24 protein-coding genes are annotated in these 20,596 nt (G+C 58.3%); 22 read left to right on the plus strand and 2 right to left on the minus strand.

Annotation, left to right across the window (positions count from 1 at the left end; genetic code table 11):
• Positions 1 to 10 precede the first annotated feature (10 nt).
• On the minus strand, positions 11 to 559 hold the full coding sequence (locus FHT73_RS29550; protein WP_246712183.1) for a hypothetical protein: 549 nt from the start codon (positions 557 to 559) through the stop codon (positions 11 to 13).
• On the opposite strand from FHT73_RS29550, the gene FHT73_RS20775 reads away from it, so the two are divergent.
• The 14 genes from FHT73_RS20775 (at position 558) to FHT73_RS20840 (ending at position 14,350) form a co-directional block, all read left to right on the plus strand.
• The gene (locus tag FHT73_RS20775) at positions 558 to 1,031 is read left to right on the plus strand and encodes a terminase small subunit protein (protein ID WP_348648148.1); all 474 of its coding nucleotides are present in this window, start codon (positions 558 to 560) and stop codon (positions 1,029 to 1,031) included. The genes FHT73_RS29550 and FHT73_RS20775 overlap by 2 nt on opposite strands.
• The gene (locus tag FHT73_RS20780) at positions 1,009 to 2,505 is read left to right on the plus strand and encodes a terminase family protein (RefSeq protein ID WP_183714440.1); all 1,497 of its coding nucleotides are present in this window, start codon (positions 1,009 to 1,011) and stop codon (positions 2,503 to 2,505) included. The genes FHT73_RS20775 and FHT73_RS20780 overlap by 23 nt, the downstream gene beginning before the upstream one ends.
• Positions 2,505 to 4,457, plus strand: a complete 1,953-nt coding sequence (locus FHT73_RS20785; protein ID WP_183714443.1) for a hypothetical protein — start codon at positions 2,505 to 2,507, stop codon at positions 4,455 to 4,457. Before FHT73_RS20780 ends, FHT73_RS20785 begins: the two co-directional genes overlap by 1 nt.
• A 130-nt stretch (positions 4,458 to 4,587) precedes the next feature.
• Entirely contained in the window at positions 4,588 to 5,463 is an 876-nt protein-coding gene (locus tag FHT73_RS20790) for a hypothetical protein (protein ID WP_112602784.1), read from the plus strand.
• A gap of 41 nt (positions 5,464 to 5,504) precedes the next feature.
• Positions 5,505 to 6,665, plus strand: a complete 1,161-nt coding sequence (locus FHT73_RS20795; RefSeq protein WP_112602782.1) for a DUF4043 family protein — start codon at positions 5,505 to 5,507, stop codon at positions 6,663 to 6,665.
• Between the two features lie 62 nt (positions 6,666 to 6,727).
• Positions 6,728 to 7,117: a hypothetical protein gene (locus tag FHT73_RS20800; RefSeq protein WP_183714446.1), complete on the plus strand. Its 390-nt coding sequence runs from the start codon at positions 6,728 to 6,730 to the stop codon at positions 7,115 to 7,117.
• A gap of 11 nt (positions 7,118 to 7,128) precedes the next feature.
• A complete protein-coding gene (locus FHT73_RS20805) occupies positions 7,129 to 7,473 on the plus strand; it encodes a hypothetical protein (protein WP_183714449.1) in 345 nt (114 codons plus the stop codon).
• A 21-nt stretch (positions 7,474 to 7,494) separates the two neighbouring features.
• On the plus strand, positions 7,495 to 7,836 hold the full coding sequence (locus FHT73_RS20810) for a hypothetical protein (protein ID WP_112602776.1): 342 nt from the start codon (positions 7,495 to 7,497) through the stop codon (positions 7,834 to 7,836).
• Positions 7,836 to 9,260 (plus strand): hypothetical protein, encoded by a 1,425-nt coding sequence (locus FHT73_RS20815; protein WP_183714452.1) that lies wholly within the window; start codon positions 7,836 to 7,838, stop codon positions 9,258 to 9,260. The genes FHT73_RS20810 and FHT73_RS20815 overlap by 1 nt, the downstream gene beginning before the upstream one ends.
• Positions 9,260 to 9,421 carry a hypothetical protein gene (locus FHT73_RS20820; RefSeq protein WP_162707986.1) on the plus strand — a complete coding sequence of 54 codons (162 nt, stop codon included), beginning with the start codon at positions 9,260 to 9,262 and terminating at the stop codon, positions 9,419 to 9,421. The genes FHT73_RS20815 and FHT73_RS20820 overlap by 1 nt, the downstream gene beginning before the upstream one ends.
• A gap of 2 nt (positions 9,422 to 9,423) precedes the next feature.
• The gene (locus FHT73_RS20825) at positions 9,424 to 10,113 is read left to right on the plus strand and encodes a hypothetical protein (RefSeq protein ID WP_183714455.1); all 690 of its coding nucleotides are present in this window, start codon (positions 9,424 to 9,426) and stop codon (positions 10,111 to 10,113) included.
• Positions 10,113 to 10,550 carry a hypothetical protein gene (locus tag FHT73_RS20830; protein ID WP_183714458.1) on the plus strand — a complete coding sequence of 146 codons (438 nt, stop codon included), beginning with the start codon at positions 10,113 to 10,115 and terminating at the stop codon, positions 10,548 to 10,550. Before FHT73_RS20825 ends, FHT73_RS20830 begins: the two co-directional genes overlap by 1 nt.
• A 201-nt stretch (positions 10,551 to 10,751) precedes the next feature.
• Complete coding sequence (locus tag FHT73_RS20835) at positions 10,752 to 12,209, plus strand: hypothetical protein (RefSeq protein ID WP_183714461.1); 1,458 nt, start codon at positions 10,752 to 10,754, stop codon at positions 12,207 to 12,209.
• Positions 12,206 to 14,350: a hypothetical protein gene (locus FHT73_RS20840; RefSeq protein WP_210290435.1), complete on the plus strand. Its 2,145-nt coding sequence runs from the start codon at positions 12,206 to 12,208 to the stop codon at positions 14,348 to 14,350. Before FHT73_RS20835 ends, FHT73_RS20840 begins: the two co-directional genes overlap by 4 nt.
• Before the next feature lie 14 nt (positions 14,351 to 14,364).
• Here the strand turns inward: FHT73_RS20840 and FHT73_RS20845 are convergent, their stop codons facing one another.
• Positions 14,365 to 14,598 (minus strand): hypothetical protein, encoded by a 234-nt coding sequence (locus tag FHT73_RS20845; RefSeq protein WP_183714464.1) that lies wholly within the window; start codon positions 14,596 to 14,598, stop codon positions 14,365 to 14,367.
• Between the two features lie 116 nt (positions 14,599 to 14,714).
• Between FHT73_RS20845 and FHT73_RS20850 the strand changes: the two genes are divergently transcribed.
• From FHT73_RS20850 to FHT73_RS20885, 8 genes are all read left to right on the plus strand, one after another.
• The gene (locus tag FHT73_RS20850) at positions 14,715 to 15,170 is read left to right on the plus strand and encodes a hypothetical protein (RefSeq protein ID WP_183714466.1); all 456 of its coding nucleotides are present in this window, start codon (positions 14,715 to 14,717) and stop codon (positions 15,168 to 15,170) included.
• A 65-nt stretch (positions 15,171 to 15,235) separates the two neighbouring features.
• A complete protein-coding gene (locus FHT73_RS20855; protein WP_183714469.1) occupies positions 15,236 to 16,174 on the plus strand; it encodes a hypothetical protein in 939 nt (312 codons plus the stop codon).
• A gap of 2 nt (positions 16,175 to 16,176) precedes the next feature.
• Complete coding sequence (locus FHT73_RS20860) at positions 16,177 to 16,524, plus strand: hypothetical protein (RefSeq protein ID WP_183714472.1); 348 nt, start codon at positions 16,177 to 16,179, stop codon at positions 16,522 to 16,524.
• On the plus strand, positions 16,521 to 18,725 hold the full coding sequence (locus FHT73_RS20865) for a hypothetical protein (RefSeq protein WP_183714475.1): 2,205 nt from the start codon (positions 16,521 to 16,523) through the stop codon (positions 18,723 to 18,725). The genes FHT73_RS20860 and FHT73_RS20865 overlap by 4 nt, the downstream gene beginning before the upstream one ends.
• 24 nt (positions 18,726 to 18,749) lie before the next feature.
• Positions 18,750 to 18,986 (plus strand): hypothetical protein, encoded by a 237-nt coding sequence (locus tag FHT73_RS20870; RefSeq protein ID WP_183714478.1) that lies wholly within the window; start codon positions 18,750 to 18,752, stop codon positions 18,984 to 18,986.
• Positions 18,976 to 19,464 (plus strand): glycoside hydrolase family protein, encoded by a 489-nt coding sequence (locus FHT73_RS20875; RefSeq protein ID WP_183714481.1) that lies wholly within the window; start codon positions 18,976 to 18,978, stop codon positions 19,462 to 19,464. The genes FHT73_RS20870 and FHT73_RS20875 overlap by 11 nt, the downstream gene beginning before the upstream one ends.
• A complete protein-coding gene (locus FHT73_RS20880) occupies positions 19,464 to 19,826 on the plus strand; it encodes a hypothetical protein (RefSeq protein WP_183714484.1) in 363 nt (120 codons plus the stop codon). The genes FHT73_RS20875 and FHT73_RS20880 overlap by 1 nt, the downstream gene beginning before the upstream one ends.
• 340 nt (positions 19,827 to 20,166) lie before the next feature.
• Entirely contained in the window at positions 20,167 to 20,517 is a 351-nt protein-coding gene (locus tag FHT73_RS20885; RefSeq protein WP_183714487.1) for a DUF1515 family protein, read from the plus strand.
• Positions 20,518 to 20,596 lie beyond the last annotated feature (79 nt).

A 20,596-nucleotide genomic window follows, 5' to 3' on the forward strand; every position in this document is an offset into this window, starting at 1 on the left:
GCTTGAATGTTCAGTCTCGAATACGTCTGACGACATCAACTCGCTGACAGGTGCCGGTAGCGGGAACGACGTCGAGCTTCTGCCCGACTGCGAAACTATCCTTCGGTATGCCCAACTCGACGGTCATTTCGCATGGATATGATTTCCCAGCATGTATGCGGGTAAAAAAGATTCTGCCTTCCGTGATGGTTTTCCGCCCAGTCTCACGGCCTAACCGATCTGTCATGATGGCCTCGCGGTTCCAGACTTCGGCGATCGTCGCGACTGCATGCGGGAAGTGATGGATACGCCATGACCAGATCCCAAAGACAAGAATGCCGAAGATCAGGCAGCTGCCAACAGCCACAGCCAGCAGCCATAGTTGCCCAGTGGACTCGTCGTGCGGAACGTCATCGATCGCTTCTCTCATCTCGATGAAATCGATGTTGGGATCGGACGGATGATCCATATCTGACGCCGCATGCCTTTCCGGCTCTTGAGAAGTGCACCGCATGAGAGTGGCCGAACTTCGAACGACAATCAATGTAATTCCAACCAGCCGATCAGAAGGCAGGAACATGACAGGCAGCCCCTCAGACTTCACCTCTGAGATCGCGGACCGCATCTGTGAGCGCTTGGCCGAAGGCAATAGCCTTAGGAGCATTTGTGAAGCGGACGATATGCCTTCGAAGACGACGGTATTTCGTTGGCTCAACGCATTCCCAGATTTTCGGAACCAGTACGCCCGCGCGCGCGAAGCTCAGGCTGATACGCTGTTCGATGACATCCTCGATATCGCCGACGATGCGCGAAACGACTGGATGGAGCGCCGCGGCGAAGATGATGCAGGCTGGATCGCCAATGGTGAGAACATCCGCCGATCACAGGTTCGCATCGAGGCCCGCAAATGGATGGCCGGCAAGCTTCGCCCGAAGGTCTATGGCGACAAGCTCGATATCGATCTCAACAGCAAGGTCAACTTCGTCATCAATGCCAAGCCGATGACAGAGGCCGATTGGCTGAAAGAGCATGGATCAGACGACGATAAGTAGGACGGCGTGGGCGCCACAGGCTGGCCCGCAGACCGCTCTTGTCGATTGCCCGTTCCGTGAGGTGTTCTTTGGTGGCGCACGCGGCGGCGGCAAGACTGACGGCGTTCTCGGCAAGTATGCAATCAAGGCCGCGACGTACCGATCTGCCTTCAATGCGATCTTCTGCCGGCGCGAGCTGCCGATGCTGGATGATGCGATCGAGCGCAGCAAGGAAATATACGGCAAGATCGGCGCCGATTGGAAAGAGCAGAAGAAAACGTGGGTGTTTCCCGGTGGCGGCCGTCTACGTTTCCGCCCGCTTGAGCGTGTCCAGGACGCAGATAAGTACCAGGGGCAGAACGTAACCGATGCCTGTGTCGAGGAAGCTGGCCTTTATCCAGACCCTAAGCCGATCGACAGAATGTTTGGCGTCCTGCGATCTGCAAAGGGTGTTCCGACGCAATTGATCCTGACCGGCAATCCTGGCGGCGCTGGTCAGCACTGGATAAAGCAACGGTACATCGACCCAGCGCCGAACGGCATGAAGCTGCTGACACGCAAGCTACCGAACGGCAAGGAGCATCGCTACGTCTTCATTCCGAGCCGGATCGAGGACAATAAGCTCCTGCTTGAGAACGACCCGGATTACATCAACAACCTTTACCTGGTCGGCTCTGACCAGCTCGTAAAAGCCTGGCTCTCCGGTGACTGGAACGCGATCGAGGGCGCATTCTTTGACTGCTGGGACACTCGCAAGCATATCGTTCGTCCTTTCACCATTCCGCGCGATTGGACACGCTTCCGGTCGATGGATTGGGGCTCTGCCAAGCCGTTCTCGGTCGGGTGGTGGGCAATCGCTGGCGATGATCATCCGACGGAAAACGGTGTCATCCCTCGTGGTGCAATCGTTCGATATCGAGAATGGTACGGCTGCAAGGCCGGTGAGGCCAATGTCGGTCTGAAGCTGACGGCGGAAGAGGTTGCCCGCGGTATTGCCGAGCGCGAGGGCGCGAAATTCGATCCAGACACGAAGGTGATGATCGAGAACCCGACAGAGAAGGTCTCATATGGTGTTCTCGATCCTGCAGCCTTTGCTGAGGATGGCGGCCCATCGATCGCCAGCCGCATGATGCGTAAGACAAAGTTCAAGGTGATGTTTCGTGCTGCCGACAATGCCCGCGTATCACAGCGCGGCGCTATGGGCGGCTGGGATCAGATGCGCGCCAGGCTCAAGGGTGACGGTGAGCGGCCGGGATTGTTCGTGTTCTCGACCTGCACGGATTTCATTCGCACTGTGCCGCTCCTGCAGCACGATAAAGATCGGCCCGAAGATCTTGATACCGACGCGGAAGATCACGTTGCTGACGAGGCCCGCTACGGCTGCATGTCCCGTCCGTATCTGCCGCCGAAGAGAGACGAGCAGCCAGCGCAAAAGCATCAAGACTACACGCCGCGCAATAGCGGTGCGGATGCCGGGGATTGGATGACATACTGATGAATCAAACAGGCTATTCGGCTGGTTCGTCTCCGTCACAGGGGCCGACAGCCTCGACGCTTCCGTCTGCCCAGTCGTTCGCCAATCACGCGAAGCTGAAGAAGCAATATCTCGACTATCTCGGTTTGAAGAACGAGGAAATCAAAGAGCAGCAGAACGCGCGGCGCTATTACCATGGGGCTCAATATACGGCCGACCAGATCAAGGTTCTGAACAAGCGCAAACAGCCGGTCGTCACCTACAATCGCATTGGCCGCAAGATCAACAGCCTCGTCGGGCTGCTTGAGCAGCAGAAGACGGACCCGCGAGGATTTCCACGCACGCCGAAGCATGAGGAGGGCGCCGAAGTCGCGACAGCCGTTCTCCGGTATGTCTGCGATGAGCAGGACTGGCAGACGAAAGCGCTGCTGAGCGGCCAGGACGGTGCCGTTGACGGTTTGGCCGGTATCGAGCTCATAATCGAACGCGGCGATCAGGGTGACCCCGAAATCGGGATCGAAACTGTTGATGCTGCTTCGTTCTTTTATGACCCGCGCTCTCTCAAGCCAGATTTCTCCGACGCTCGCTATATGGGTGTCGGGAAGTGGGCCGATGAAGAGGCGGCCATGGAGATGTTTCCCGATAAGGCCGCTGAAATCAGTGCCTCGCTGGAGAACGGCTCCGAGCTGACGAGCAACCCGGACAGCGATAATAAATGGTTTGCCAATGGCGAGACATCGAAGCGCATTCGCATCGTCGATCATTGGTACATCAAAAATGGCGAATGGTTTTGGTGCATCTATACGGGCTCCATGATCCTGGCCGAAGGGCCGTCTTATCTTCGGAATGAGAAGAACAAGACAATCTGCAAATACATCATGTGGTCGGCGGCGATCGATCAGGATGGGGATCGGTACGGCTTCATCCGCAACATGAAGTCTAGCCAGGACGAAGTAAATGCGCGGCGCTCCAAGGGGCTGCACACGCTCAATTCTCGCCGCATTATCGTGGAGAAGGGTGCGGTCGATGACGTCGAGCAAACCCGACGCGAGGCCGCGCGCCCTGATGGCGTGATTGAAGTTGCACCAGGCGCCACGCCTCCCGTCTTCGACGATGCAGCCCGGGGCCAGGAACTGCAGGGCCAAATGGCATTCCTTGAGGATGCAAAGAATGAGATCGAGAACTATGGTTTCAATCCTGCTCTGATGGGGCAGGGCGTGCAGGACATGTCGGGCCGCGCTATCCAATTGCAGCAGCGCGCAGGCGTTGCCGAGTTGGGGCCGTACCTGTCGTCTAACCGGGGTTGGAAGATCCGCGTCTATCGAGCGATCTGGTGCGCCGTTCAGCAGCATTGGACCAGCGAACGGTGGATCCGCGTCACGGATGACGACAAGGTTGCGCAGTTCTTCGCCGTCAATCAGCTGTCGATCGATCCCCGGACCGGTCGGCCCGCCATCGTGAACGCGCTCGGCTCGCTCGACGTCGATATCATCCTCGACGAGGGCCCGGATAGCGTCAACATGCAGGGTGACGCATATGACACGCTATCCATCATGGCGCAGAAGGGAATTGCAGTGCCGCCAGAGCTATTGATCGAGCTCTCTCCGTTGCAGGGTTCGATCAAGCAGCGTGCGCTTGCAATCCTTCAGGAAGCTAAGCAGCAGGCTGCCCAGCCGAACCCGATCGCTGTTGCCCAAGCGCAGGCTGAATTGCAGCAGACGCAGGCCGGCGCGCAGCTGAAACAGGCACAGGCGGCCAAGGCCATGTCCGAGGCAAGCAACCCAAAACAGCCCAATGCGCCGAACGAATTGGATGTCGTTCGCAGCGTCGCTGAGATCCGAAACACCAACGCGCAGACGGCGAAAACGCTTGCCGATGCGCGAAAATCGAATGTCGAGGCCGAATTGAAGCCCGTCCAAGCCGCCAATGAGGCTGCGCGGACGCGTCAGCAGGCTCAAAGCAACCTCACATAGGAGCCGCCATCCTGAAGGGCGATCATCGGGCGCTGATCCGCATTCAGCAGAGTGCCGCCGACTTCATGGGCGATAGCCGCCGCCAGGCTCAAGGGCGATCCGTGAAACCTCCCACGAATTGGAGACTGCAATGTCCGTAAATTCGGAATTGAATGAGCTGTTGTCTGATGGCGTTGCGACGCCGGAAGCAACGGCAGATGCACCAGCACCAGTAACTGAGCAGCCAGCCGTCGCACGCGACGATCACGGCCGTTTCGCCACCAAGACGCCGGAAGAAGCGCCGGCTCCTGTTGTCGAGCAGCCAGTCGCCGCAGCCCCGACCGAACAGCAGCCGCACCCCGGCAATGTTCCTGTCGGCGCCGTGAAGGCTGAGCGCGAAAAGCGGCAAGCGGCAGAGGCTGATGCCGAAGCCCTGCGCCGTGAAGTCGCAGAATTGCGCGGAATGGTCGTTGCACGTCAGCAGCCGGCTCCGCAGCCACAGCAGGAAGAACGTCCGATTGCCCTGTGGGATGATCCGGACGCCTACCTGCAAAGCCAGCTCACGCCCTTCCAGCAGCAGATGCAGGAAATGCGTGAAGAACTGTGGGAATCGAAAGCAGCAGCTGTGCATACACCTGAAGCCGTGCAAGCGGCCAAGGCAGCGGCCGAAAAGCTCTTCGGTACCCCGGAAGGGAAGATTCTGCATCAGCAGATTACATCCGCCGGCGGCAATCCCTTCGACAATCTGGTGAAGTGGCACAAACAGCAGGAAGCTATCGCTCGTGTCGGAAACGACCCGGATGCGTGGCTGCAGGCTGAACTTGAAAAGCGCCTCGCTGATCCCGCTGAACAAGCGAAGATCCTCGAACGCATCCGCTCTGGTGCAGCATCCAATCCGACTACGGCACAGCCTGTCACAAGCCTTCCGCCGTCTCTCAGTCGTCTTCCGTCTGGTGGAAACGCCGCCGCGGACAACGACATGAGCGACAGCGCGCTATTCAGCCACGCAACCAGCGGCAAGCGGTAAAGCCAAGAGAGGCGCCGCGCCCGTCTTGAAAGGACCATCCCATGGCCGTCTCTACGGTTCAGGACAACAATAAACTTGTCCAGTACACCAAGGAAATCAACCGCGAGTTCGTTCGCGAAAACCTGTTCTCGCCCTACATGGGCCAGGATCTGACCGCTATCATCCGCATTCGCCAGGAGTTGAAGAACGGCGGCGAGCAGATGAACATTCCGCTTGTCACAAAGCTTCGCGGCAAAGGGAAGGGCGCTGGCACCCTCGTCGGCAACGAGGACAAGATCGACAACTACGGCATGCGCCTGTGGATCGATTGGGCGCGCAACGCCGTCACCATGAAGAAGAACGAGATCCAGAAGGATTCTGCTGACCTGTTCGGCGAAGCGAAGCCGCTTCTCGCGGATTGGGGTAAGGAGCGTCAGCGCGACGACCTGATTGCAGCCTTCATGGCCCTTCCTTCGGAAACCGCTCCCGTAGGGCTCGGCTCTGACGACGGCAACACCGTCAACGGTATCAGCTATGAGGCTGCTACTGCCGCGCAGCGCAATACGTGGAATGCCGACAATAGCGACCGCATCCTCTACGGCAATGCGATTGCAAATTACAATGCGGTTCACGCCACGGCTCTCGCCAACATCACCACGGCCGCCGGCAAGTCCAGCGCGGCGTCTCTCACTCTGGCAAAGCGCATGGCTGAAAATGCCGTGCCGGCGATCCGGCCGTTCAAAACTGCTGACGGCTATCAATGGTACGTCTATTTCTGCGGCTCGAACGAGTTTCGTGACCTTCAGAATGACGCCGACATCAAGACGGCGAACACGAATGCTCGTGCCCGAGAAGGCAACGGCATCGACAAGAACCCGCTCTTTGTCGACGGCGACCTTCTCTATGATGGCATCATCATCCGCAAGGTGCCGGAAATCACCCTGTACGTCACCCAGGTTTGGACATCGCTGACGACCGCCGGCAACAGCGGCTCGCGCATCGAACCCGGCTTCCTCTGCGGCCAGCAGGCGGCGGTTCTCGGCTGGGGCCAGATGGCAAAGCCAACCTTCCGCAAGGAAGACGACTACGGCTTCATCCAGGGCGTCGGCACTGAGATGGCCTACGGTGCTGCGAAGATGTTCAAGAAGCACCCGATGGACGGCACGGCACTGAAGCAGTGGGGCGTCGTCACCAAGTTCAGCAGCGCCGCGCAGGACTCTTGATGAACGGTTAGGGCGGCAATCGCCGCCCGTTTCCTTTCCCTCATTTATGAAAGGGCACGACGATGCCTCTCAATGCCAACACCACGGCGCGTGACGCCGGCTTTCAGAATGTCCAGTATTACCGCAAGCGCATCCAGTACACCGACGGCGTTCTGACGTGGAAGTTCAAAATCCCGGCCGGCGCAATCATCCTGGCGCCCCTCTCAGGCGTGGATGTACAGACCGTCTTTAACTTCGGCACCAACAATCGCGTCCAGATCGGCGATGCCAGCAACGCATCAAAATATGGTCTGAACGTATCTCTGGCGACTTTGGGCTTTGCGCCAATGGCTGTTGCGGTCGGCCATAAGGTCACGGTCGACACCGATGTTGTGTTCACCGTCGACAACAGCGGCACGGCAGCAACAACCGGCGATGCCGAGCTTGTGCTTGCCTACATCCCGGCAAACTGAGGGTCTCGACGATGGTAAAGGTCAAGTATTTGCCGGAACCCGGCACCCCTGACGATACCGAGACGCTGAATCACAAATTCAGTACTCGACGTGCGACCGATGTCACCGATGAAGCAGTTCTGGCCGTTCTTCGCGCAAATCCGTTCTTCCAGGTTCTGGATGACGACAAGGGCTCAAAGACATCCACTCCGGTGCCCAAGCCGGCGAGTACACAGCTTGCCGCGGTCGAGCAGGAAGATGGCACCTTTGCCATCACCAACGGGGCCGACCTCATCAAGGAAGGCCTGACCAAAGAAGACGCCGATGCGTTCAATGCCCTGTCCGATGAGGACAAGGTTGAATACGTCGCGGCATAACCAGCAACGGAGCGTGACGAGATGAAGACGAGACAAGACCTGATTCTTGCCACGCTCAAGCTGCTGCAGGCTGACGGCGGGGTAGGGCAGAACCCGCCGCCGGAGAACGTCGAGGATATCGACGGCATCATCGACGGAAAGCTTGCGGAACTAAGCCAGCGCCAGATCTATGGCGCGAACGATCCGCAGCAGTTTGATGACGAGGTGATAGAGCCTCTATCGACTATCCTCGCCAATTCCGTGGCGCCAAGCTACGGACAGCCTCGCAATGATGCCTCGAAGTTGGCGGCAGAGAACACGCTGCGCCAGCTCAAGCCTTCCACGTACGTTTCCGGCTCCGTTCTGCCAGTGGAATATTTCTGATGGCTGACATCATCTTTCCGACCAGCACGGCGCCAGGCGCTCGCCCGGGCGAAGGCTCTGGCCGACTGATCAATTGCTACGCCGAACCGCTTGAGCAGGGTTCGCGCAACAGTTTTGCGCGCCGCCGCGCTCCGGGTCTGTCGCCGGTGGCGAAGACGACGCATAACGGCTGCCGGGGCTTTCACTATTACAATGGTGATCTCTTCGTCGCGCAGGCCGATCGGCTCTCCCGGGTCAATTTTGTCTCCGGCGCCTTCGTGGTGACCGATATCGGCGCGTTGACCGGGACGAAACGTGTAACCTTCGCCCGCAACAACAAGGCACCGATTCCCGATATCGTCTGTGTCACGGAAAATGGTGCGTTCGTAGTCACGCGCGATGCGCCGCCAACGGCATATCCGGACGGTGATCTACCGCAGCCGATCAGCGTGACGTTTATCGACGGCTATTTCGTCTTTCCGATCCGTGACGGCCGATATTTTGTATCGGCGCTCAATGACACGGCTGTCGATGCGGTCGATTTCGGTAAAGCGGAGAGCCATCCCGGCGGCCTTCTGAACGCCTTCGGCTTCGGTGAGCAGTTGGTGCTCTTCGGACCTTCCGGCATGGAGTTCTGGCAGAACGCCGGGAACGCGACTGGCACGCCATTCTCACGCGCCGCAGTCTTTTCGAAAGGGTTGGCCGATACCTACGCTATCGCGGGCAATGAGGAAGGCTTCTCGAGCCTGATTTTCGTCGGCGACGATAATGGCGTTTATCGCCTCGATGGCGGATATCAGCCGTCCAAGATCTCCGGACCTGATCTCGATCGCCTGATCGAAGCCGTGACGGACAAGTCGGTGATCGATGTCACAGTTGCCGTTACTTCAGGCCATATGTGGGCGACGGTAACCGGCCCGACGTTTTCATGGACCTATGAGCTTGCGACCGGCTTCTGGCATGAGCGCGCGAGCTATCTCGACAATCATTGGCGGGGCGTCTGCTCGATCAAGGCCTTCAACGGCTGGGTGATCGGTGATCGCACCACGGCTGATGTTTGGAAGCTCGATCCGAATTATGCCAAGGAGGGCAGCGACCCACTTGTTTTGAGTGCGATTTCGCTGCCGACGACGAGTTTCCCCGATCGCATCGCCATTCCGCGCGCCGACTTCGATCTGATTGTCGGCCAGGGACTTGTGACGGGTGACGAGCCAATCGAGACCGACCCTGTCTGCCTGATCTCGTGGTCCGATGACGGCGGCAATTCGTTCGGAACGCCGCTGGTGCGCCAAATCGGCCGCTTGGCGGCGCATCGTACGCCCGTCGTCATCAACCGGGCCGGCATGTCGAGCCGATATGGCCGCGTCTGGCGCATTGACGTGTCCGATCCCGTCTATGTGTCCATCTTGGGCGGATCACAGCAGGCAACACCGGTTTCGAACTGATGGCTTCCACACTCGCACCACTTCCGCAACTGCCGGTCCCGACCGAGCGGATTGCAGACCCACAGACCGGCCGCGTCAATCAGAACTGGTACCAGTATCTGAAGGCGCTCGACCAACATATCCGCGAAGCTGAAAAGCGCATCGCTGCCTTAGGAGGCTGATTATGGGATTTCTTAGCTCTCTGACCGGCAGCAACATCGGAAAGGCTACAACGAAGGCGATCGGGCAGAACGGCGTTTTGCTGAACAACTTCCAGAATGCCGGCAACAGCATCATTGATACCGGCGAACAGAAGTCGGCCGGCGCGCTCGATCAGGCTGTCAGCAATTACGATCCCTATCTGACGGCTGGCAAGAATGCGACCAGCATGTATTCTGATGCGCTTGGTCTCAACGGTGCGGATGGAAATGCTGCGGCAACGGGTGCCTTCCAGGCGAGCCCTGGCTATCAGTTCTCGCTCGATCAGGGCACGCAGGCAGCGCTCCGCGGCGCGTCAGCTGCGGGGATGCTCAACTCGGGCAATACGCTCACGGCGCTATCGCAATATGGGACCGGCCTCGCCAATCAGGAATTTGGAAGCTGGCTCGATCGACTGAATGGTCTCTCCGGTCAAGGTCTCACCGCTGCCAACGGCGCCGCCGGCTCTCTTGGCAATCTCGCCAGTCTCTACCAGGGCACGGCAAATGATCGCCTTGGGCTCGAAAGCTCTGTCACTCAGGGGCAAATGGGCCTCAACAACGATCTGGCGAAGGTCAAAGAGCAGCAGGCCCAGAATAGCGGCAGCTTTCTCAGCAAATTGGTTGGGGGCGGCCTCAGTCTCGGGGCAAAGGCATTGACGGGAGGACTTTTCTGATGGCGATTGCAAGTCTTCGCGTCCCGATATCGGACCTTCCGAAGCCGGATATCTCCTGGCTCGACACGCTTTCGAATTCTGCTGGCAATGCCATCGATACGATCGCCCAGAACCGGGCCTTTGAACAGAATGTCATTCCGGCGATCACCGGCACGCCTGCGCCGCAGCAGCAACCCGGCTTTCTCAGTCGCCTGTTCGGCGGCAATCGCATCCCTGGGCCGGCAGTCCAGCAGCAGGTCGCGACCACCAACCCCGCTCCGGTGCAGGGAAGCGCTGCAGTCGGCACGCCGAACGATATCCAGAACCAGTTCATCAATACGGTACGCAGCGGCGGCTTGACGAATCCTTACGGCTTGGCGGCGGTTGCCGCGACGGGCCGTGCGGAAAGCTCGTGGGATCCGTCGAAGGTAAACGCCGCATGGCCTGATCCATCATAAGGCGGTGCTCCCGGTACTGCGGGCGGCATTCTGTCCTGGCGCAACGAACGGCTGGCAAATCTGCGCAACTTTGCGCAGTCGCAAGGCGCCGATCCTTCGAACATCAGCCCCGAGCTACAGGCGAAATTCTTCCTTCAGGAAGACCCGACGCTCATCCAACGCTTGAACGCCGCGAAGAGCCCGCAGGAAGCCGCCAGCATCATGGCGAGCGCTTGGAAGTTTGCCGGGTATGATCAGCCGGGCGGTGAAGCTGCTAAGCGTACTGCGCTGACGCAAAACTACTATGCCCAGCAGTTCGCGAACGCTCAGCCGCCGGCAGCAGCGGCCGCCGCCGTCTCACCGGCTGGCCCGACGCAGGTTGCAAGCCTTGACCCGTCTATCGGTCTGCCTGCGCCCGGCGCTGCCGCTGAAACGCGCGCTACCAATCCGGCTCCATCCGCTTCCGGCTTCGATCCGGCCACAGCAACGCCTGTTCAGTTGAATGCCGCTCTCGGCCCAAGCCAGCCGCAGAACGGTTATGTCGACCCTGTCGTGACCACGGCCTATCGGCAAACTCCGCGAGCGGCCGGAAGCGCGCCGGTCAATCCTCCTGTGCAGTCTGTCGCCGCTCCGGCTGCAACTGCTCCGGCGGCAGGTGCAAATCCGGATTTGATCGCAGCGGCCCAACCGGCATCCCGGCAGAATGTCACGAATGATCAGATTGCCGCCATGGTGCGCAATCCCTACACGCGCCAAGTCGGTTTGCAGCTTTGGCAGCAGGTCTTGACCGGCAAGACGGCGCAGCCTTGGTCATTCGTCAAGCTCGACGACGGCACGCTTGCCCGGGCAAACCAATCGACTGGCGAAGTCCAGAGCCTTGGCAAGTTCGCGAGTTCGAAGAAGGAGCTTCTGTCGAACGGGAAGGGTGCGTTCTACGATAGCACCACTAACCAGTGGATCACGCCGCCTCCTGGCGCAGCTGGTAATTCGGACAACTACTATGGCACGCTCATCAAAGGCTATGACGCAGCAGGAAATCCGGCCTACTTCCAGCCTGGCAAGGATGGCTCCGCTAACAAGGTTCCACTTCCGGCCGACTTCAAGCCAGAGAACCGTTACGAGAAGATCGATCTCGGGACCTCGTGGCTGATCAAGGATACGACCAACGGCACCTCGCAGGAGATCCCCAAGGACGTTCAGGGCGAAAGTCGAGATAAAGCCAGCGGCACGGCTCAGGCAGCCGCACAAACGGCATTGCCGGCTGTCGAGGGCGCTGCAAACCAGATCCTGTCTTCTATCGATAGTCTGGCGAATGACCCCTATCTTCCGAAGATGCTCGGCAAAAGCAGCTATCTGCCGAATGTCACCACGGATTCGCAGCGCGTCCAGTCGAAGATGGATCAGATCACCGGCCAAACCTTCCTGCAGGCCTACAATACTCTGCGCGGCGCCGGTCAGATCACCGAAGTCGAAGGGCAGAAGGCGACCGCCGCTATGGGACGGCTGAACACGGCCCAAAGTGAGAAAGACTATCGAGATGCTCTCAATGATCTCCGGACGGTTGTCCAGAACGCTGTTCAGCGCGCTCGCCAGCAAGCAGGTCAGTCCGTAGCGCCACAAGCTACCGTGCCCGCCAGCAATACGACATCTTCCGGTGTCAAATGGAGCATTGAGCAATGACCGTTCTGAACATCGCCGGTCATCGTGTCACGGTAGACGATAGCTTTCAGCAGCTCTCGCCGGACCAGCAGAACGCGACTGTTGCGGAAATCGCGAAGACGCTCGGCAATCAGCCAACGCCCCAGCCGAACATTAGCGCCGCCGTGCCTAAGACCGACGCTGGCACCAGCCAGCCGGCCGATCCTCGTGACAGCATAGCTGGCCGCGTCGACGCTTTCGGACGTGGCGCTGCAGATACGCTCTCTTTCGGGCTCGCCGACGAAATTGCCGCTCAGGCAAAGAGCGGACCGTTGTCCGTTCAGCGGCCCCCGGATGAGTATTACAACAGCGGTATCTATGCTGGGGAATACAATCCGCTCGGTGCCGCCGCTCGGTTTCTGAACGCACCCTTCGCATCCGATACCAAGGACGCGGATTACAATCGTGCGCTTGCCGAAGAGCGCGCTACGAATGCTTCTGACGAGCAGAACCGCAGCGGCTATCGTCTTGCGGGCCAGCTTACCGGCGGTGTTGCCGGCGGCGCGGGCTTGGCAAAGAGCGGTCTCTCACTGACCGCAAACGCCGTCAATCGCGGTGCCAGTCTTGCACGCGTGGCGGCGGCTGGGGCAGGCGAGGGCGCGCTTCTCGGAGGAGCGCAAGGCTTTGGTAGCGGTGAAGGTGGATTTTTGAATCGCCTTCAAAGTGGCGTCGCGGGTGGCGCAGTCGGTCTAGCTGCTGGCGCCGTCGCTCCATATGTCACCGCTGGTGCTGGCTCTTTCCTCCGTTCGCTCCTGGCGCCGGTCACATCCCGCCTCAATCCAACGCCGGCCGCAAACCGCGCGCTTGGGACAGCAATGCAACGTGCCGGTGTCACGGCCGACGATGTTGCGAATTCGATCCAGTCGGCGATTGACGACGGACAGCAGGGTTATGCTGTGGCCGACGCTATCGGCAATGCTGGCCAACGAATGCTCTCGTCTGTCGCAAGGACTCCGAACGATGCCAGACAGGAAGTGGTCAACCAGCTTTTGACGCGTCAGGCAGGGCAGGGAGAGCGTCTTTCGAACGCCATTGCTGAGGGCTTCGCAGCTCCAGACACGGCTGCGCAGAGGGCTGCTACCCTGACTGGCGCCCGCGATGCTGGGGCTAACCAGCTTTATGGTGCGGCCCGTCGTGATGCAGGCGCGGTTAACGTCTCGCCTGTCCTCGATACGATAGATCAGACGCTTTCGCCCGGCGTCAATCAGGTCGTGAACCCTCGCGATAACATCGGCTACGACACCATTGAAGGTGCGCTCGCTCGGGTCAGGAACATGCTGTCGGACGGTAATTCACAGGTTACGGACTTCAATACCCTATTTCGTGCGAAGATGGACGTCGACGACATGATTCAGCGTGCCACGAACCAGGGCGCAAATTGGCGGGCAAATGCCCTCGGACAGGTTCAACGTCAAATCAACAATGCGCTTGCCGCTGCGTCTCCATCGTATCGCCAAGCCGCGGCAAACTATGCCGAGAGAAGCGGTGTAATCGATGCGGTCGATGCCGGCACTGCTGCGGCCTCAGGCCGCACGCGCGCCGGCGACAACATCGCAGGCTTCAATGCGATGACACCGGATCAGCAGCAGGCATTCCGCGCCGGCTATGCCGACCCTCTGATCACCCGCGTTGAAGCCGCTGCATCGTCCCCGACGACGAACAAGGCCCGCATGCTGATGACGCCGAAATACGCGAGCGAATTCCGGGAGTTTGCCGCGCCGGGGATGGGCGATCAGCTCGGCAATCGTGTAGTGCGAGAGCAGCGCATGTTCGAAACAATGAATCAGGCGATCGGCGGATCGCGCACTGCGGACAACATCGCCGATATGTCGGACATCGCCAATTTCGACCCGGCCGTGCTGTCAAACCTCTTCAGCGGAAACCTGAAGACGGCAGCTGTTCAGGCCGCAGTACGCGTTCTGAATGAAGGGAAGGGCATGCCGCCGCGCGTCATTGAGCGCATCGGCCGTGGATTGATGGAGACCGATCCAAAGGCTGCCCAAAATCTCCTCACTGTTGCGTCGAGCAAGGTTACATCGGATACCGCAAAACGCGGGCTAGCAACGGCTATCCTGAACAATCTGGCTTCTACCGCGCCGGGGAGGATCGCGGCTTCTAACTAGATGCCATCAGTAGGCTATTTCGTTTTCCATGACTCTGGAACCTTGTTGCCGGTGACTTCGATCGCCCATCCAGCAAGGGTGCAACCGAATCCGAGACCCAAGCACAGCGATATCCAATCGATCTGCCGCGTCAGCAGGTTCGCCAAGAATAAAACGGCGATGATCGGAAACACCCAGCGCCACGGGCCTGGCGTCCGGTCAATCTTCGGCTCATGCGGGTCGTGGTCGATGATCGGGCTTTTGTGCATCAATAAGACCTAAAAGTAGTTTAGTGAGCAAGTAGTACTGTAAAATTACCAGAAAAGACTCGCTATCAGACGCTTTCTGATCTTCTAATCTCATAGTGAGTAAGAGGGGAAAGAAGATGAACGTCAAGATTGGTATGAATGCAAGTCTATTTCTTATGCTTACCTCGTGTGCGGCGCTATCGCCACCGCCGCACGAGACTGAAATTACGCTTAAGGATGCCCTTGTCGATACCGTTGATAGCTTGGGAACGATGAAGGCGAGGCTAGCCCAAAAGCATCAGAAGTTGGACACATATGTCGATGAGATTCAAGCTGAATTCTATGTGAAGGGATCGCGAGACGCCACAGCGAAAATTGCAGGTGAGGTCGATCTGGCTCCCCCTGGTTTCGCAAAAACCCTAAGCATTAGCCCTAGCTACCAAAACGAAACAACCGGCGAGCGCCAAAGTAAGATCACCATCACCTTCAAGAGCATCTATGGCTTGAAGGGAGATGCGCTCAAGCGAGCGAAAGATTGTCAAGGCAATCCTAGCTGTTTGGGGACGCAGCGCAAATCCGATACTCTTAGCTGAAAACTATTGGCATCAAAATCATGAGAAGGCGGCTCCGGGAGCCGCCTTTTTCTATGGAGAATCGTATGGCCGGTTTTTGGAACCAATCTAACACCCAGATCCACGATGCGAACGGAAAACCGTTTATCGGGGCGCGGGCATATTTCTACAAGGGCGGTACGACGACGCCAGTCACCGTCTACAAGTCGTATTCCCTCGGCTCGATCAATGCGCATCCGAACCCGGTGCAGACGGACGGAAATGGGTATTTCCCGCCAGTTTTCTTCGATGAAGCTGACGGTTTCTACCGTGAACGCCTGACGAGCGCACAAGGCGTCATCATCTATGACGTGGATGGCCTACCGATCATTGGCCCTTCGACAGGCGGTGGTGGGGGCGGCGATACGCCAGTTGATCCGAGCTCGGTACTGATCACCGGCGACATGATCATGGGCTACGGCGCCGGGGCACGAACTGGTTTCGTGCGTGCCAATGCTAGGACAATCGGCAATGCCATCTCGGGAGCGTCGGAGCGCGCAAATTCTGATGCGCAAGCCCTGTTCTCTTGGCTCTGGAACGCAGATCCCAATCTAACTGTCGTCGGTGGCCGTGGCGCGAATGCGCTCGCGGACTGGAACGCGAACAAGCAAATGACGCTTCCAGATTGGAGAGGTCGCGCGATTGTCGGTACCGATGTTATGGGCAACATCGCAGCCAACATTATTCCAGGTGCCGGCTTGGGCTGGGCCGGAGGCGAGGCCGCGCATACCCTGTCCGTCGGTGAAATGCCGAACCATGCGCATCCACTCAGCGATCCGGGGCACGTCCATAACTGGGGAAATCGAGCACAGGGGTTCCAGCTTAGCTCTGGCAATGTGGGTGCTTTCGCCCAAGGCGGCCCAGATCCAAGCGCCCTGAATACCGCAAACTCCTATACCGGCATCACTATGAGCCCCGTTGGCGGCGGCCAAGCTCACAACAATATCCAGCCATCTCGGGCACTCACGATCTACATAAGGCTTTGACGATGTACGAAGCAAATTTTGCTCCGGTGTCGAACCGTGCGGATTGGTTCGGCACGATCGAGCTTGTCTATGACGATACCGGTGAAACCCTGACCGACTTGACCGATCTATCGGTTCTTTTGGAAATCAGAAGCCGCAACCCGCCCTGCCGCGTGCTGTCGGCTTCAACTGACGACGGCCATATCGAGCTGACTGCCACTGGCATCATCCAATGGCATTTCACAGCCGAAGAGATGCGCCGTCTTGCCCCAGGCGCCTACGAAATCGGCATCACCATCACGCGCGAAGACTTCACCGAACAGGAGCTTGTCGGCTCCGTTCCGGTCATTGACGGGATTGTCAGAACATGAGCCAAACATCTTTGCGTCTCCGCGTCGTTCCACGCTACCCGGCGAAAGTCACCGCAACCGATGGCCTCAAGGCTGTCCGGACTGGTGTCGATCTCGTTGTGAAGTCGGACTATAGCAACCTTGTTCAGGTTCCCAGCGTCAGCAACCCTGATCGGACGTTCATGCTCGCATGGGATGCTGACATCGACAATTATCAGTCGATGTCTTTCACGAACATCATCAACAACATCCAGGATGCTGTGATCGGCCCCCCGCTGGCTGCGATCGACGCCACCAACCCCGGCGCCAATCAGGTCGTATATTTCACTGATGTCGGTGTGGCGTCCACTTATACAGCGTCAGATTTTGTTCGAGGCATCTCGAACTCTGCCGACGGAGCGTCATTTTCTGCGGCAATTGGCGCTCTAAATTCATCGGATATCGGCAACACTGTTCCTGTCATTCAATCTCAATATGCGTACGTGTACGACAAAGATATTCTCCTTCAGAACATCCCCAATATCGATCTTTCCGGCGCGACAGACAGCTCAACTGCATTGCTGGCATTGCAAAACGCTCACGCGAGCACCGGTTTCAAGTTTCGTGTGCCTCGCGACGGGAAGATTCGCCTTGATCAGAGCTTCGTGGTCAACCAGGGCCAAATCCTGCGCGGTGACCTGACCCCGAATGACGCCAGCGGAATAGCTGGTTACGACTACTCGATGCTGCCATATGCCTTTGTTTTGGGAAGCGGTGCGCAATTCCGGCTCGACAATGGCGGAATTATCGAAAATCTGCTGATTTATCGGCGAGGCCTCGTTTTCAACGCGGATCAGGGAAATTTTTCAAGCTGGACCGGAAACGGTATCGTTCTTGGCTATGGCAACGATCAGAACGTCCGCAATACCATGGTCTTGGGCTTCCAGTACGGCGTTCGCTCCCTGAATGATCGAGGTCTGAACGGATCAGGCCGTGTTGTTCTCGACAAAGTCTATGTCGATTGCGTCAACGGCTTCTATCTTAACGGTTCATACGACACAGCCTATTTCGACAGGCTGAAAGCTTTTGGCTTTGTTACGCAAGGGTATGCGGGAACTCCGGCGCCAGGAGAAGGATACGACCCGAGAAAGGATCGCAGACCCGGTGTTGGTTTCCAGATGCTTGATCGATCTGATGGTACGACGCTCGCATCGCTGCATGTCTTCGGCTACAAGACAGGCTTTAGAGCAAATACTGCAAGTTGGCTCGCTGCAAACGTCTCGATCGATTATCCAACGACGCCCACTTATACCAGTGCGGGGTTGGGAGTTCTCGGCGTTGAACTTCTCGCGGATACCGATCCGACTGGGCCGCGCTTTACTGACTATGATCCCTCTCAGATCGCAAACTTACAGATTTGGTCAGTCGAAAATGGTCTAAAGATAACCGGATCCGCGGGCCGCATCACACAAATTGGCACGCTGGCGATCGTCAACCCCTACGGAGATGGCATCCAGATCAATGGGGGTGGACTCATCTGCCAAAACGTCAGGATGGCGAATGTTTCAGGTGCTCCGGTCAGGTTCCTTAAGGCTCCTGACACGCGCTCACTGATCCGGGGGTATGCATCTAACTTTGGTGCAGGGCGGAACAGCAGCGGTGTGCCGGTCGTGAAGGTTCCTGCCAATAGCAACGTCAATCTGGTCGACGTGCGACTGGATTCCGATCAATCGGTTGGAGCAAGCTATTTCGACAACCATCCGAAGGCTCAACAGGTCGCCTCTGCAGACCCCCTCTTGCTCCCTGCGTATCGAGGCGGGGACATGGAAGAATATCTTGTGACCGGTACTACAGGTTTCTCAGGGATGTACGGACTTCGACCTGCCCGCGTCCTCCTACGGTTTCAGTCGGCTTTGACGATCTTTGCTGGGCCTTTTACAGGTGGATTCACGTTGCCCGATGGGGTGTCGAATATGACTTTCGCTGCTGGTTCTTCTGTTATGCTGGAGTACGACGCTGACGTAGATAGATGGCGTCCTGTCTCTAGGGGCAATTCTGGCCTTCAGGCGCAAGATACTGCCGCAAACATTGCATCCGCTACCGCCACGATCAACATTGCTGGCAAATATCCCGGCAAAGTCGTTTGGGACACCACGAATGCCCGTGCTATGCGCGCTCGAGGATCGGCGGCGACAAGCCCATGGGATCTGGTAAGCGGCGGCACTACGGTAACGCCGGCCTAAATCGCAATTCTCTCAGGATATTTTATGAAACCGAAACTCGTCCCGAATGCGGGCCGGGTGCTTCGCCGTGCGTGGAGCATCCGCCTCATCATCGTGGCCGGCATGCTATCCGGCTGCGAAGTCGCCCTCCCGATCGTCGACAAATTCGTCTCCATCCCCCGCGGCACCTTTGCCGCTCTCACGGGCCTCGTCACCTGTGGTGCGCTGATCTCCCGCCTCGTCGCTCAAGAAAACCTGAAAGGACATGAAGATGGTGAGTAAACGCGCCAAAGCTGGGGTCGCCGCTGGCATTGCAATGGCCGTCACCACCTTAGCAGCGCCGGCCGAGGGCTATTACGGGTACGTCTATAAAGACCCGATCGGCGTCCTGACCTATTGCTACGGCGAAACTGAGAACGCCAAGGACATGAAGGGCAAGACCTTCAGCCAGCAGGAATGCCTCGATCTGCTCAGGAAGCGGATGGCGCACTACCAGCAGGGCAACGCGGCCTGCGTCAAGGGCTATGACGACCTCTCCCCCTACGTCCAGATGGCATTCAACGACTTCAGCTATAATCTGGGCAATGGGGCTTTCTGCGCATCTTCGGCGGCTGCCTACCTCCGCGCCGGGAACGTTCGTGCCGCCTGCGGCCGTATCACGCTCTACAACAAGGCCCTCAAGAATGGCGTGCTCGTCGAGCTTCCCCGCCTGACGAAGCGACGCGCTCTCGAGCAGATGTATTGCTTGAAGGGGGCGTAATGTTCGGCCTCCTCGATTACCTCAAGCTCGCCGCCGGCGCGGTCGTCGGCGGTTTCCTCGTCTATGTCTTCATGAGCTTGATCAGCATCCCGGCCGCCGAGCATCGAGCTCGTGTCGGATATGTCGAGCTCGCCGAGAAGGCGACTGCAGAAGCAAAGGCGGCCGAACTGGAACGCCAGCGCAATGCCTCTGCACAGGCCTTGGATGAGGCCCGAAAGCGCCAGGCGGCCGATGATGCCGCCCAACGCGTCAAAGATGCTCAAACCGATATCGAGATCGCCGACTATGAAAAGAATCTCGCTGCTGCAAGTCGCCAGTGTCTTACCGATCCTGCTGACGTTCAGTTCCTGCAGTCTCACTGATCGGCTGGAAAAGGCATCGGCGACAAAGGGCGTCATCGCCGCAGGCACCAATCTTCCGCCGCTGCCTGACGACTGCCGGAAGAAAGAGCCGCATGCCGCCGTCAGGGTGGGCGACGAGCTGAGATCTGTCGTTGTTCGGGAGCGTGGCGCACTGGATCGAGCAAACGCGCGTGGCGAGCGCTGTGCGGCCTTCTACGATGACACCAGGGCGAACTTTGAGAGGCATCCATAATGCCGGCGCGCGTGAGCCTCATTCTCTTCCTTCTCTCCGCCGGCGCTTTCCTCTGCGTGATCGCCGCCGGCCTGCTCTCCATTCCCCTTCCGCATTGAAAGAACTGAAATGTCCCCAACAGACAGCGATCCACGCCTTCATCAGCAGATGGGGGAAGTCTTGGCCGAAGTTCGAAATTTGCGGGATGCCTTTCGGCAGTCCGAAATAAAATCGGATAACAGCAGAGCGTCGATGCATCAACGCATGGATCAACTGGTCGATCGCGTCGGTAAGGTCGAGGGCAATCTGGCCGCGGTTCAAGAAGACGTTTCGGAAATGCGGCCGGTGACTGACGATGTGAAGAGATGGAAGCTCATGGGGCTTGGTGCGCTGGGCATGATCGGGATTGCCGGCATGGCGCTCGGGGTGTCGTTTGCCGATGCGCTGAAGCGGATAGCAATCGTGATTCTTGGAAAATAAGCGATCGCAAAAAAAGCCCGACGTTAAGTCGGGCTAAGCTTGGTGGGAAAGTATCAAGCTGCGACGCCCTATCGGGGGC

This window comes from Rhizobium sp. BK098, assembly GCF_014193155.1.
Classification (GTDB): Bacteria; Pseudomonadota; Alphaproteobacteria; order Rhizobiales; family Rhizobiaceae; genus Rhizobium.

Coding starts and splice junctions, on each gene's coding strand:
- FHT73_RS20775 (WP_348648148.1), top strand. CDS start 558: ATGACAGGCAGCCCCTCAGACTTCACCTCTGAGATCGCGGACCGCATC.
- FHT73_RS29550 (WP_246712183.1), bottom strand. CDS start 559: ATGTTCCTGCCTTCTGATCGGCTGGTTGGAATTACATTGATTGTCGTT.
- FHT73_RS20780 (WP_183714440.1), top strand. CDS start 1,009: ATGGATCAGACGACGATAAGTAGGACGGCGTGGGCGCCACAGGCTGGC.
- FHT73_RS20785 (WP_183714443.1), top strand. CDS start 2,505: ATGAATCAAACAGGCTATTCGGCTGGTTCGTCTCCGTCACAGGGGCCG.
- FHT73_RS20790 (WP_112602784.1), top strand. CDS start 4,588: ATGTCCGTAAATTCGGAATTGAATGAGCTGTTGTCTGATGGCGTTGCG.
- FHT73_RS20795 (WP_112602782.1), top strand. CDS start 5,505: ATGGCCGTCTCTACGGTTCAGGACAACAATAAACTTGTCCAGTACACC.
- FHT73_RS20800 (WP_183714446.1), top strand. CDS start 6,728: ATGCCTCTCAATGCCAACACCACGGCGCGTGACGCCGGCTTTCAGAAT.
- FHT73_RS20805 (WP_183714449.1), top strand. CDS start 7,129: ATGGTAAAGGTCAAGTATTTGCCGGAACCCGGCACCCCTGACGATACC.
- FHT73_RS20810 (WP_112602776.1), top strand. CDS start 7,495: ATGAAGACGAGACAAGACCTGATTCTTGCCACGCTCAAGCTGCTGCAG.
- FHT73_RS20815 (WP_183714452.1), top strand. CDS start 7,836: ATGGCTGACATCATCTTTCCGACCAGCACGGCGCCAGGCGCTCGCCCG.
- FHT73_RS20820 (WP_162707986.1), top strand. CDS start 9,260: ATGGCTTCCACACTCGCACCACTTCCGCAACTGCCGGTCCCGACCGAG.
- FHT73_RS20825 (WP_183714455.1), top strand. CDS start 9,424: ATGGGATTTCTTAGCTCTCTGACCGGCAGCAACATCGGAAAGGCTACA.
- FHT73_RS20830 (WP_183714458.1), top strand. CDS start 10,113: ATGGCGATTGCAAGTCTTCGCGTCCCGATATCGGACCTTCCGAAGCCG.
- FHT73_RS20835 (WP_183714461.1), top strand. CDS start 10,752: ATGGCGAGCGCTTGGAAGTTTGCCGGGTATGATCAGCCGGGCGGTGAA.
- FHT73_RS20840 (WP_210290435.1), top strand. CDS start 12,206: ATGACCGTTCTGAACATCGCCGGTCATCGTGTCACGGTAGACGATAGC.
- FHT73_RS20845 (WP_183714464.1), bottom strand. CDS start 14,598: ATGCACAAAAGCCCGATCATCGACCACGACCCGCATGAGCCGAAGATT.
- FHT73_RS20850 (WP_183714466.1), top strand. CDS start 14,715: ATGAACGTCAAGATTGGTATGAATGCAAGTCTATTTCTTATGCTTACC.
- FHT73_RS20855 (WP_183714469.1), top strand. CDS start 15,236: ATGGCCGGTTTTTGGAACCAATCTAACACCCAGATCCACGATGCGAAC.
- FHT73_RS20860 (WP_183714472.1), top strand. CDS start 16,177: ATGTACGAAGCAAATTTTGCTCCGGTGTCGAACCGTGCGGATTGGTTC.
- FHT73_RS20865 (WP_183714475.1), top strand. CDS start 16,521: ATGAGCCAAACATCTTTGCGTCTCCGCGTCGTTCCACGCTACCCGGCG.
- FHT73_RS20870 (WP_183714478.1), top strand. CDS start 18,750: ATGAAACCGAAACTCGTCCCGAATGCGGGCCGGGTGCTTCGCCGTGCG.
- FHT73_RS20875 (WP_183714481.1), top strand. CDS start 18,976: ATGGTGAGTAAACGCGCCAAAGCTGGGGTCGCCGCTGGCATTGCAATG.
- FHT73_RS20880 (WP_183714484.1), top strand. CDS start 19,464: ATGTTCGGCCTCCTCGATTACCTCAAGCTCGCCGCCGGCGCGGTCGTC.
- FHT73_RS20885 (WP_183714487.1), top strand. CDS start 20,167: ATGTCCCCAACAGACAGCGATCCACGCCTTCATCAGCAGATGGGGGAA.